This is a genomic window from Streptantibioticus rubrisoli (assembly GCF_024436055.1).
GTDB classification, from domain to species: Bacteria; Actinomycetota; Actinomycetes; order Streptomycetales; family Streptomycetaceae; genus Streptantibioticus_A; species Streptantibioticus_A rubrisoli.
On the sequence record NZ_JANFNH010000045.1, the window covers coordinates 1 to 13,102 of the forward strand.

Annotated in this window: 6 protein-coding genes and 1 pseudogene; all 7 read right to left on the minus strand. The window is 71.9% G+C overall.

The features are described 5' to 3' along the window. Positions 1–272, minus strand: a pseudogene (locus tag NON19_RS27025) (hypothetical protein); the annotation flags it as partial. 146 nt (positions 273–418) lie between these two features. Then, entirely contained in the window at positions 419–1,642 is a 1,224-nt protein-coding gene (locus tag NON19_RS27030) for a DNA polymerase III subunit delta' (RefSeq protein WP_255931720.1), read from the minus strand. 211 nt (positions 1,643–1,853) lie between these two features. After that, a complete protein-coding gene (gene tmk / locus NON19_RS27035) occupies positions 1,854–4,985 on the minus strand; it encodes a dTMP kinase (RefSeq protein ID WP_255931721.1) in 3,132 nt (1,043 codons plus the stop codon). A gap of 118 nt (positions 4,986–5,103) precedes the next feature. After that, entirely contained in the window at positions 5,104–7,950 is a 2,847-nt protein-coding gene (gene topA / locus NON19_RS27040; protein ID WP_255931722.1) for a type I DNA topoisomerase, read from the minus strand. A gap of 178 nt (positions 7,951–8,128) precedes the next feature. After that, positions 8,129–9,676 (minus strand): DUF7059 domain-containing protein, encoded by a 1,548-nt coding sequence (locus tag NON19_RS27045; protein ID WP_255931723.1) that lies wholly within the window; start codon positions 9,674–9,676, stop codon positions 8,129–8,131. Between the two features lie 82 nt (positions 9,677–9,758). Beyond that, positions 9,759–10,475, minus strand: coding sequence for a small secreted protein (locus NON19_RS27050; RefSeq protein ID WP_255931724.1), 717 nt, complete (start codon positions 10,473–10,475; stop codon positions 9,759–9,761). A gap of 204 nt (positions 10,476–10,679) precedes the next feature. Further along, positions 10,680–13,082: a sodium-translocating pyrophosphatase gene (locus NON19_RS27055; protein WP_255931725.1), complete on the minus strand. Its 2,403-nt coding sequence runs from the start codon at positions 13,080–13,082 to the stop codon at positions 10,680–10,682. Between the last annotated feature and the right edge of the window lie 20 nt (positions 13,083–13,102).

The window sequence follows — 13,102 nt, forward strand, 5'->3', positions numbered from 1 at the left end:
GGGGCGGGGTGCCGGGCGGAGGCGGTGTCGGCGGCTGAGGCGGTGCTGGGGCGGGGGCCGGTGTGCGGCAGCTGGACCGCGTAGCCGATGGCGGTGGCCAGCACCAGCAGGGCGGCGGCGGCGCGGAACGCCACCGGGCGGTAGTCGGCGGGGAGTTCGTACACCCGGCCGCTGCGCTCGGCGGACCAGCGCAGCGCGGCGGCGCGGGCGAGCAGCACCGCCACGACGGCGAGTGCCGCGAGCGGCGCCGTACTCAGCAGGGCAGAATCCACCGGCGCACCAACTTGGGGGACGACGCGGGCCGTGCGGCCCGGGGCAGCGTGCAAGGCTTCCCCCCGCCGGGTGCGCCGCCAACCGCGCGACGCCCGAGGATCACCCGAAGGCACCAAGCGGCCGACGGCTGGTCGGGGCGCCCCGGTCAGCCCGCGCGCAGCGCCATCGTCATCGCCTCCACCGCGAGCAGCGGCGCCACATTGCCGTCCAGCGCCTCGCGACAGGCCAGTACCGCCTCTATGCGGCGCAGGGTGTTCTCCGGGCGGCCGGACGCCGCCACGCGGCGGATGGCGTCGCTCACCTCGGCGTTGGCGATCGGCCTGGACGTGCCCAACTGGACAACCAGTACGTCGCGGTAGAAACCGGCGAGATCGGTCAGCGCCTGGTCCAGGGTGTCCCGCTGGGTACGGGTGGCGCGGCGCTTCTGGCGGTCGGCCAGCTCCTTCATGGCGCCCGCCGTGCCACGCGGCATCCGGCCGCCGGTACCGGCCGCGGCGCCCAGCGCGGCGCGCAGTTCCTCGGTCTCCTTGGCGTCGACCTCCTCCGCGACCTGCTTGGCGTCCTCGGTGGCCGAGTCCACCAACGTCTGCGCGGCCTTCAAACAGCCACCTATGTCGTCGAGTTGGAGCGGCAGCCGCAGTACGGCGGCGCGGCGCTCCCTCGCCCGCTCATCGGTCGCCAGCCGCCGCGCCCAGTCGATGTGGCCCTGGGTGGCGCGGGCGACGGTCGCGGCCAGTTCGGGTTCGATGCCGTCGCGGCGGACCAGGACGTCGGCGACCGCGTCCACCGGCGGGGTGCGCAGATTCAGGTGGCGGCAGCGGGAGCGGATGGTCGGCAGCACGTCCTCGATGGACGGCGCGCACAGCAGCCACACCGTGCGGGGGGCGGGCTCCTCGACCGCCTTGAGCAGGACGTTTCCGGCGCCCTCGGTGAGGCGGTCGGCGTCCGCCAGGACGATCACCTGCCAGCGGCCGTTGGCCGGGGACATCGAGGAGCGGCGCACCAGGTCGCGGGTGTCCTTCACGCCGATCGAGAGTTGGTCGGTGGCGACGACCTCCACGTCGGCGTGCGTGCCGACCAGGGTCGTATGGCACCCCTCGCAGAATCCGCAGCCGGGCGCGCCACCGAGCGCGCGGTCCGGACTGACGCACTGCAGGGCGGCGGCGAAGGCGCGGGCGACGGTGGTGCGGCCGGAGCCGGGGGGGCCGGTGAACAGCCAGGCGTGCGTCATCTTCGATGACGCACGCGGCGGGGCGGGTTCGCCTGCGGCGGGCTGGGCAGCGGTGACCAGCGCGTCCGCGTCGCGCGCGGCGGCGGTGAGCTGCGCTACGACGGGGTCCTGACCGATCAGGTCGTCCCAGACTGCCATGGGTGCGCCTTTCCCTGCGGTGCGTGCGTTTTCATTTTGCGGGATGGGTCTGACAGGGCGGCTTTTCCCACCCGTCCGCCCTTTTCCGGTTTCCGGGGGCGCGGTCCCGGGGACGCGGTCCCGGGGAGGCCGGGGGTCAGGTGAGGCGGGGGTCAGGTGAGGCGGGGTCGGGTGAGGCGGGGGCCCCGGAGGCCAGGAGCCCGGGAGCCCCCTACCGCTTGCCCCCGCCCCTTCGGTCGTCCGGGTCCTCCTCCCGGGGGCCGAGCAGTTCGTCCGCCAGCGAGGGCAGGTCGTCCAGCGGGGTCTCCTCCGCCCAGCTCGGGCGGGGGCGCTTGCGGGGTTGCGGGTCTTGTGGGTCTTGCGGGTCCAGCTGCGGGAGTTCGCGGGTGCGTTCCTCGTCGCGGAAAAGCCACGGCGGAACGCGGTGCGTGGGGTCGGCCTCGGGGCGTACCGGAGGTAGTACCGCGGTCTCGTCCTGCGCGGACTCCGGCCGTACGGGAGGCAGTACCGCCGTCTCCTCAGCGTCCGAGGGGTATGCGGAGGGCAGGACGGTCGTCTCCTCAGCCTCGGAAGGCCGTGCCGCAGGCAGGACGGTTGTCTCCTCCGCGTCCGGGTGGCGGGGGACCTCGACGGTGCGGGTGGCCTCCGAGTCGGGGTGCGAGGTCTCCACCGTCGGCGTCTCGACCGTCTTCTCGGCGGCGGCAGCCGCCTCCGCCGCCTGCCGGGCCCGTTCCGCGCGCAGCAGGGCCTCCTCGGCCTCGCGCTGCTTCTCCCGGCGGCGTTCCTCCGCCTCGGCGCGCAGCCGGTCCTGCTCCTCCTTCTGGCGGCGCAGCCGCTCCTGCTCCTCGGCCCGGGCGCGTTCCTCCGCCTCGGCGCGCAGCCGGTCCTGCTCCTCCTTCTGGCGGCGCAGCCGCTCCTGCTCCTCGGCCCGGGCGCGTTCCTCCGCCTCCTTCCGGGCCCGCTCCTCCTCGGCCCGCCTGCGGGCCTCCTCCGCCTGGCGCTCGGCCTCCTCGCGGCGGCGCTGCTCCTCGGCGAGGCGCTTGCGCTCCTCCTCCTCGGCGCGTAGCCGGGCCAACTGCTCCTGCCGTTCGCGCTCCTTGCGCTCCTCCTCGGCCTTGCGGGCGGCTTCCTCCTCGGCCCGCCTGCGGGCCTCCTCCGCGGCCTTGCGCTCGGCCTCGGCGCGGGCCTGGACCTCCTGCGCGGACAACGGCAGCAGTTGGTCGAGCCGGTGCCGCACGACCCGCGTCACCGTCTCCGGCTCCTGACCGGCGTCGACCACCAGGTAGCGCGCCGGGTCCGCCGCGGCCAGCGTCAAGAAGCCCTTGCGCACCCGCTCGTGGAACTCCACCGGCTCGGACTCCAGCCGGTCCGGCGCCTCCGTGAACCGCTCCCGCGCCGTCTGAGGCGAGACGTCGAGCAGCACCGTCAGATGCGGCACCAGCCCGTTGGTCGCCCAGCGGGAGATGCGGGCGATCTCGGTCGGCGACAGGTCGCGCCCCGCCCCCTGGTAGGCCACCGAGGAGTCGATGTACCGGTCGGAGATCACGACGGCGCCGCGCTCCAGCGCCGGGCGGACCACCGTGTCGATGTGCTCGGCGCGGTCCGCGGCGTACAGCAGCGCCTCGGCGCGGTGCGAGATGCCGGTGCTGGAGACGTCCAGCAGGATCGACCGCAGCCGCTTGCCGATGGCGGTGGCGCCCGGCTCGCGGGTCACGACGACCTCATGGCCCTTGCCGCGGATCCACTCCGCGAGCGCCTCCACCTGGGTGGACTTGCCCGCGCCGTCACCGCCCTCGACCACCAGGAAGAAGCCGCTGGCGGTCGGCGCCTGCTCAGGCTCACCGCCGAGCAGCGCCTCGCGCAGGTCGCGCCGGAGCGACACGCCCTGCCGGTCGTCCAGCTTGCCCAGTACCAGCGCGGCCACCGGCAGCAGCAGCGCGCCGACCAGCATCAGGGTGTAGGCGGCACCGCCGTGGTCGAAGGTGAAGTGCCCGGTGACCACCCGGTGCGGCCCGATCGCTCCGGCGACCACCGGTGCGATGACGACCGCGGCGCCCACCGCGACCCGTGCCACCGCGTGCAGGTGCTCGGTGGTGCGGGCCCGGCGCGGCTCCTCGGCCTCCTGGTCGATCAGCGCGTGGCCGGTGTTGGCGGCGACCCCGGCCGCGTAGCCCGCGAGCAGTGTGAGCAACAGCACCGTGGTGGCGTCCGGCACCAACCCGGCGAGCAGCAGCGCGATCCCGCTCACCGCGATGGCCAGGCCGAGCAGTCGGCGCCGGGACAGGGCGGGCAGCACCCGGGTCGCGGTGCGCACCCCCACTACCGGCGCGGCGGTGAGCGCCAGCACCAGCAGCCCGAACTCGACCGGTCCGCCGTCCAGGTCGGCGGCGTGCAGCACGGCGAGCGACACCGCCGCCGCTATGGCCCCGGCGACCGCGCCGCAGGCCAGCACGAGGGTGGGCAGCGCACCGGTGCGTCCGCGCTCGGCGCCCGCCAAGCCCCTGGGCAGCCGCAGGCCCTCCAGCGGCGAACGCGGCCGGGGCGTGCTGCCCCCGGGCAGTTCGAGGAAGTACAGCACCGCGACGGACGCGGCGAACAGCCCGGCCGCGACGTACGAGGAGAGCGCGACGGAGTGCAGGGAGAACCATTCGACGCCAAGCGCCAGCACGTTGTTGATCAACGTGACGACGACCAGGGCGGCCGCCGCGACCGGCAGCGCGACGAATCCGGTGCGCAGGTTCAACCGGCGCAGCGCGTCGAGATGGTCCGGGGCGGGCCGCACCGCGCCGCCGTCGGTCGGTGGCGCGGGCAGCAGTGCCGGGGCGGCGGCGTCCTTGGCGACCTTCCAGAAGCGTTCCGCCACCCCGGTGACGAAGGCCGTCATCAGCAGCCAGGCCAGCGCGCTGTTCGGCAGCCACTCGATCCACAGCGGGGCGACGACGAACAGCGCGAGCCGTACCCCGTCCGCGCCGATCATGGTCCAGCGCCGGTCCAGCACCCCGGAGGACGCGGTGAGCGCCGACAGCGGGCCGAGCAGTACCGCGCCGAAGACGAGCGTGGCCAGCAGCCGCAGCCCGAAGACGGCGGCCAGCGCGAAGGCCACCCCGCGGTAGCCGCCGCCGAAGCTCTGCGCCTCGTCGGCCGCCTGGACCGCGAGCACCAACAGCACCAGCAGTCCCAGTCGGTCGCCGATGGCTCCGGTGAACTGGGCGGTCCACAGCTTTCGCAGGGTCGGAATACGCAACAGCGAGGACACGGCACGCTCGCGGGAGTCCGCGGCGAGTGCTTCCGTGAAGTCGGTGGAACCGTGGGCCTCGCCCGTTGGCTGCTCGGCACGCGTCATCCTGCCAGCCTAACCGCACGGACCCCGCCCGAACCGCCCCAGCCGAGGGGCCGTCCGGGGCGGTTGCGGAGTCGTAACGGAACGATCATCCGCCGATCGAAACGCCTTCCGGCCGGGGCTACTCGGGCTGCTCCGCGACAGCCGCCTTCTTCGCCGCCGTTGTCTTGGCCGCGGCCTTCTTGGTGGTCGTCTTCTTGGCGGCGGTCTTCTTCGCCGCCGTGGTCTTCTTCGCGGTGGTGGTCTTCTTGGCGGCCGTCTTCTTGGCCGCGGTCTTCTTCGCCGGGGCCTTCTTGGCGGTCTTCTTCGCCGGTCCCTTGGCGCGCTTCTCCGCGAGCAGCTCGAAACCGCGGTCCGGCGTGATCGTCTCCACGTCGTCCTCGCGACGCAGCGTCGCGTTGGTCTCGCCGTCGGTGACGTACGGGCCGAACCGGCCGTCCTTGACCACCACCGGGCGCCCGCTGGTCGGGTCGGTGCCCAGCTCCTTCAGCGGGGGCTTGGCGGCGGCCCGGCCGCGCTGCTTGGGCTGCGCGTAGATGGCCAGCGCCTCATCCAGGGTGATGGTGAACAACTGCTCCTCGCGCTCCAGCGAGCGCGAGTCGGTGCCCTTCTTCAGGTACGGGCCGTAGCGGCCGTTCTGCGCGGTGATCTCGGTGCCGGACTCCGGGTCAGTGCCCACGACGCGCGGCAGCGACATCAGCTTCAGCGCGTCCTGGAGCGTCACGGTGTCCAGCGCCATCGACTTGAACAGCGAGGCGGTACGCGGCTTCACCGCGTTCTTGCCGGTCTTCGGAGTGTCCTCGGGCAGCACCTCGGTGACGTACGGACCGTAGCGGCCGTCCTTGGCGACGATCATCCGGCCGGTCTGCGGGTCGGTGCCCAGCTCGACGTCGCCGCTGGGCTTGGCCAGCAGTTGCTCGGCGAGCTCGACGGTCAGCTCGTCAGGGGGCAGGTCCGCGGGCACGTCGGCGCGCTGGCTGCCCTCCTCGCCCTTCGCGCCTCTTTCGACGTACGGCCCGTACCGGCCGACGCGCAGCACGATGCCTTCGCCGACGGGGAAGGACGAGACCTCCCGTGCGTCGATCGCGCCGAGGTCGGTGACGAGTTCCTTCAGGCCGCCGAGGTGGTCGCCGTCGCCGTTGCCCGCCTCGGCGGCGCCGCCCGCGGTGCCCTCGCCGAAGTAGAAGCGCCTCAGCCACGGCACGGCCTGGGCCTCACCACGGGCGATGCGGTCGAGGTCGTCCTCCATCTTGGCGGTGAAGTCGTAGTCGACCAGCCGCCCGAAGTGCTTCTCCAGCAGGCCGACCACGGCGAAGCTCAGGAACGACGGGACGAGCGCGGTGCCCTTCTTGAAGACGTAACCGCGGTCCAGGATCGTGCCGATGATCGACGCGTAGGTGGACGGGCGGCCGATCTCGCGGTCTTCCAGCTCCTTGACCAGCGACGCCTCGGTGTAGCGGGCCGGGGGCTTGGTGGCGTGACCGTCGGCCTCGATCCGCTCGGCGGTCAGCGGGTCGCCCTCGGCGACCTGCGGCAGCCTGCGCTCACGGTCGTCCAACTCGGCGTTGGGGTCGTCGGCGCCCTCGACGTAGGCCTTCATGAAGCCGTGGAACGTGATGATCTTGCCGGAGGCGGAGAACTCGGCGTCCCGACCGTCGGAGGAGCGGCCACCCACCTTGACGGTGACCGACTGGCCGACGGCGTCCTTCATCTGGGAGGCGACGGTGCGCATCCAGATCAGCTCGTAGAGCCGGAACTGGTCGCCGGTCAGCCCGGTCTCGGCCGGGGTGCGGAAGCGGTCGCCGGAGGGGCGGATCGCCTCGTGCGCCTCCTGGGCGTTCTTGACCTTGGAGGCGTAGGTGCGCGGCTTGTCCGGCAGGTAGTCGGCGCCGTACAGCTCGGTGACCTGCGAGCGGGCGGCGGCGATCGCGGTGTCCGACAGCGTGGTGGAGTCGGTTCGCATGTACGTGATGAAGCCGTTCTCGTACAGCTTCTGCGCCACCTGCATGGTCACCTTGGCGCCCATGCCCAGCTTCCGGCTGGCCTCCTGCTGCAGCGTGGTGGTACGGAACGGGGCGTACGGGGAGCGGCGGTACGGCTTGGACTCGACGGACCGCACGGTGAACCGGCTGTCCGCCAGCGCGGCGGCCAGCGCCCGGGCGCCCGCCTCGTCCAGGTGGAGTACATCGACGCCCCGCTTGAGCTGACCGTTCGGGCCGAAGTCCCGGCCCTGGGCGACTCTTCGGCCGTCCACGCTGGTCAGCCGGGCGCCGAAGGTGCCGGGGTCGGTCTGGTCGCCGTCGCGGCCGGTGCCGAAGGTGCCGGTGAGGTCCCAGTACTCGGCGGAGCTGAAGGCGATCCGCTCCCGCTCGCGCTCGACCACCAGACGGGTGGCGACGGACTGCACCCGGCCCGCCGACAGCCGCGGCATGACCTTCTTCCACAGCACCGGGGAGACCTCGTAGCCGTATAGCCGGTCGAGGATGCGGCGGGTCTCCTGGGCGTCGACCAGCCGCTGGTTCAGCTCGCGCGGGTTGGCCACCGCCTCCTGGATGGCCTGCTTGGTGATCTCGTGGAAGACCATCCGGCGCACCGGCACCTTGGGCTTGAGCACCTCCTGCAGGTGCCAGGCGATGGCCTCGCCCTCGCGGTCCTCATCGGTGGCCAGCAGGAGTTCGTCGGCTTCGGCGAGGAGTTCCTTGAGCTTCTTGACCTGGCTCTTCTTGTCGCTGTTGACGACGTAGACGGGCTGGAAGTCGTGCTCGACGTCGACGCCGAGGCGGCGGACCTCGCCGGTGTACTTGTCGGGCACCTCGGCGGCGCCGTTCGGCAGGTCGCGGATGTGCCCCACGCTCGCCTCAACCACGTAGCCGGGGCCGAGGTAGCCCTTGATCGTCTTCGCCTTGGCAGGCGACTCGACGATGACTAGGCGGTGGCCGCCCTGCGTGGTGTCGGTGGTCGGGGACAACTTCGGCTCTCTCTCCGGATCGAAAGGGTGACGCTGCGGAGTGTGACCGTAACCCAGCCCCCCGTGTCAAACGGGAAAAGTCCACAACGCCACTCGAACGGTAACCCGACAGTCGGGCTTTCTGCCCCACGGCCCACCCGGTCGGTTCGCTTCCGGCCGTGCCACCGTGCCGCCCCGGTCAGTCCACCGGTTCGATAAATCCCTGTTCAACGAGGAGGCGGATGGCGGCCGGGGTGCGGTCGCGCAGCACGACGGGGTCCTCGCCGAGCAGTCGTGCGATCGCGTCCAGAATGCGACCGGCGCTCAGCGACCCGTCGCAGACCCCGGCGAAACCGGCGCCGACCGTGTCCACCTTGGTAGCCCGACGCATACCCCGGTTCGACCGGAGCACAACATGCTCGGGGTCCTCCGAGCCGGGCAGTCCGACCTGCTCCTGCACCACCTCGTCGGCCAGCCGGAAACAGGTCGCGAGCAGCGCCGCGTCGTCGTGGGCGCGCAGGAAGTCCTGGCGTTCGAACCACTTCCTGATCTCCGGACCGAGCGGCTGCTCCACCGGGTGTGGCCACTCTTCCGCTGTGACGGACGGCATAGCGGAACCGGAGTTGCGCAGCGTGATCCAGCCGAATCCGACGCCCTTGACCCGACGGTGTTCGAACTCATCCAGCCATTCGTCGTAACGGGCGGCGTAGCTGGCCGGATCGGAGCGGTGGTCGCCGCCGTCGCGCAACCACAGCTCGGCGTACTGCGCCGGGTCCTGCACCTCGCGCTGGACGATCCACGCGTCGCAGCCGGACGGCACCCAGGAGGTGACGCGCTCCCGCCAGTCCTCGCCGTCCACGTGCTCCCAGTTGGCCAGCAGCTGGCAGTAGCCGCCCTCGGTGAGGTGGTCCGCGGCCCGCTGCACCAGGGTGCGGCACAGGTCGTCGCCCGCCATGCCGCCGTCGCGGTAGACGAAGCGCTCACCCGGGGAGATCACGAACGGCGGATTGGAGACGATCAGGTCGAACCGCTCCCCGCTGACCGGTTCGAACAGGGTGCCCTGGCGCAGGTCCGCCTCGCGCGCCCCGGACAGCGCGAGGGTGAGCCGGGCGAAGTGCAGGGCGCGCGGGTTGACGTCGGTCGCGGTGACCCGGGAGGCGTGCGCACCGGCGTGCAGCGCCTGGATGCCGGAGCCGGTGCCCAGGTCCAGGACGCGGGAGACGGGCTCGCGGATGGTGATCCCGGCGAGCGTCGTGGAGGCGCCGCCGACGCCCAGCACCAGCTGGGAGCGGTCGAGGGTGGGGGAGAAACCGGCGCCGATCCCTCCCGCACCGCCCACCGCGCACCCCAGGTCGGAGACGATCCACCAGTCCTCGCCGGACTCCCCCGCGTACGGCCGGACATCCACGGTGGCCCGAACGGTGGCGTCGTCCGCACCGCGCAGCCAGCCGTCGGCGAGGGCGTCGTCCAGCGGGAGCGCGGCGCGGGCCTGCTCCGTGGTGACCGGCCGCTGCAGCAGGAACAGCCGGATCAGCGTCTGCAACGGGCTACCGCCACGGGTGGCGCGCAGCGCCGGAACGGTCTCGCTACGGGACAGCGCCGCGTAGGCCGTGGCGCCCAACAGATCCAGGCAGCCGTCGGCGGTGAACGCGGCGGCGCGCAGCGCGGCGCGCAGCCGGGCGGTGCGGTCGGGGTCCGCGGTGGGGAGGCCGGGGACGCTGCTGGCGGTGGGGCTGTTCTGGCTCACGGGGTCATTCTCCCGGACTTGGGCCCGGCCGGACGCCCCTGATCGGGTCACCCGGCCGGGCCGCGGTCAGCGCGCTCGGCCCTCAGCTCGACTTGGACGCCGACGGGGAGGCCGAACCCGACGGCTTCCCGGACGATTTCGCCGACGAACCCGCCGACGGCTTCGCCGAGGAGCCGCGCGACGGCTTCCCGGACGGCGCCTGGGAGTCGCCCGGGTTACCGCCCGCCGCACCGGACGCCGACGGGGAGTTGGCCGAGGAGGGCTTCTGGCAGCCGCGCTGCTTGGCCATCGCCTTGCCGATGTCGCCAGACTGCAGGTTGTTCAGCGCGTCGGCACCGATCTTGCCCGCATTGGTGAGTTGGCTGATCATGCCCTTGAGTCCATCGGCGAACTTGCCTTGGTCGCCGGTGTTCAGACCGTCCGTGTCCTGCTTGAGCTTGGCGTAGGCGGCTGCCGCGTCGTTCAGTTGCTTGACCGTGTTCTGCCGCAGCGTCGCGCCGTCCTTGACGGGTGGGTCGCCGGCCTTGTCCACCGCGTCGGCAAGGGCCTTGTAAGCGGAGGAATCCTGCTGGAACGCCGCCGAGTCGGTGCTCTTGACGTCTTCCGGCTTGTGGTCGCCGTTGGAGACCGACGCGATGGAGTTGCTGGCGTCCGTGATCTTCTTCAGCTGCGGCTGCACCTGGTCGCAGACCGACTTGGCGTACTTGTCGACCTTGTCGTTCGAGCTGCTGCTGCACCCCGCGAGCGCCAGCGTCAAAGTCGCCGCACCGGTCGTCACGGCCATGAGCTTCTTGTTCACCGGGTGAGTCCCTTCCGTGGCTCTACGGCCCCGGAACATACACGCAGAACCAGGAGCGTTCGCGAGTCGATCAACCGTTACGACCGGGAATTGGGCCAATTGCACCACGCCCCGGCCGACACGTGACGCTTCTCGCACCGGGGCGGGCGGCGCGCCCAACGCACGCCGTCCGCCCCAGTATTGACGCTGTGTCGGGTCCCGCTGCTACGACACCACCGCCGGGTCGGCTGATCGGGCCGCCTTCTCGCTGTTGTCTTCGTCACCCACGGCGATCCCGCGCCGCTTGGAGACGTAGACCGCGCCGATGATCACGGCCAGCGCGAGCACCGCGACCGCGACGCGCAGCGGCAGGCTCGCCTTGTCACCGTAGGAGTAGGTGACGATGGCCTGTGCGATCAGCAGCGAGACCAGGTTCATCACCTTCAGCAGCGGGTTGATGGCCGGTCCCGCGGTGTCCTTGAACGGGTCGCCGACTGTGTCGCCGATCACGGTGGCGGCATGGGCGTCGCTGCCCTTGCCGCCGTGGTGGCCGTCCTCGACCAGCTTCTTGGCGTTGTCCCAGGCGCCACCGGAGTTGGCGAGGAAGACCGCCATCAGCGTGCCCGCGCCGATCGCGCCCGCGAGGTAGGAGCCGAGTGAGCCGACGCCGAGCGCGAAGCCGACCGCGATCGGCGCCAGCACCGCCAGCAGGCCCGGCGTGGCCAGTTCGCGCAGCGCGTCCTTGGTGCAGATGTCCACCACCCGGCCGTACTCCGGCTTCTCGCTGTAGTCCATGATCCCCGGGTGCTCGCGGAACTGGCGGCGCACCTCGAAGACCACTGAACCCGCCGACCGCGAAACGGCGTTGATGGCGAGCCCCGAGAAGAGGAAGACGACCGCCGCGCCGAGCAGCAGCCCGACGAGGTTGTTCGGCTGCGAGATGTCCAGGCTCAGGGCCAGCCCGTGCGCGGCCGGGCCGACGCTCGCCTTCGCCGAGCTGATGGCGTCGGTGAACGAACCGAACAGCGCGGTGGCGGCGAGCACCGCGGTGGCGATGGCGATGCCCTTGGTGATGGCCTTGGTGGTGTTGCCGACCGCGTCGAGGTTGGTGAGCACCTGGGCGCCCTCGCCCTCGACGTCACCGGACATCTCCGCGATGCCCTGGGCGTTGTCGGAGACCGGGCCGAAGGTGTCCATCGCCACGATCACGCCGACGGTGGTGAGCAGACCGGTACCGGCCAGCGCCACCGCGAACAGCGCGAGTGTCAGCGAGCCGCTGCCGAGCAGGAACGCGCCGTAGACGGCGAGGCCGATCAGCACCGCCGAGTACACCGCGGACTCCAGGCCCAGCGAGACCCCGGAGAGCACCACGGTGGCCGGGCCGGTGAGCGAGGTCTTGCCGACGTCCCGTACCGGGCGCCGGTTGGTCTCGGTGAAGTAGCCGGTGAGCTGTTGGATGAGGGCGGCGAGCACGATGCCGATGGCGACGGCGACCAGGGCCAGGATCCGCGGGTTGCCGCTGTGGCTGGTGATCGACGCCGGAACACCCTTCAGATCGGCGAAGTGCCCGGGCAGATAGACGAATACCGCGGCCACCACGAGCGCCAGCGAGATCGTGGCCGAGATGAAGAATCCCCGGTTGATCGCGGTCATTCCACTGCGGTCACGCCTGCGCGGCGCGACCGCGAAGATTCCGATCATCGCAGTGATCACACCGATTGCCGGGACGAGCAGCGGAAATGCCAGTCCGGAATTACCGAAGGCGGCCTTGCCCAGGATCAGCGCGGCGACCAGGGTCACCGCGTAACTCTCGAACAGGTCGGCCGCCATACCGGCACAGTCGCCAACGTTGTCACCCACGTTGTCCGCGATGGTCGCGGCATTGCGCGGGTCGTCCTCGGGGATGCCCTGCTCGACCTTTCCGACCAGGTCGGCGCCGACGTCCGCGGCCTTGGTGAAGATGCCGCCGCCGACCCTCATGAACATCGCGAGCAGCGCGGCTCCGAAACCGAAGCCCTCCAGCACCTTCGGGGCGTCCGCCTTGTAGACCAGCACGACCACGGACGCGCCGAGCAGGCCGAGGCCGACGGTGCACATGCCGACCACGCCGCCGGTGCGGAAGGCGATCTTCATGGCGCGGTGCGACACGGTCGTCAGGTCGGCCGCGGGGGCGTCGGCGCTCGGGGTCGCGGCCCGGGCGGCGGCGGCCACGCGGACGTTGCTGCGCACCGCCAGCCACATGCCGAGGTAACCGGTGGACGCCGAGAAGACGGCACCCACCAGGAAGAACACCGAACGTCCGATGCGCTGCGTCCAGTTGTCCGCGGGCAGCAGCATCAGCAGGAAGAAGACCACCACGGCGAACACGCCGAGGGTGCGCAACTGCCGCTTGAGATAGGCGTTCGCGCCCTCCTGCACGGCGGCGGCGATCCGCTTCATGGCCTCGGTGCCCTCGTCGGCGGCGAGCACCTGGCGGACCAGGGCGATCGCGACGAGCAGCGCGACCACGGCGACGGCGGCGATGACGAGCACGAGGTTGCGGTTGCCGCCGGTCAGTACGGCCGCCGCTGCGAGCGGTTGGTGAAGCTGTGTTGGGTCCAGCACGTGAGGGGTGAGAGGCCCCGCCATTCGTCCTCCTTGACGTTTGG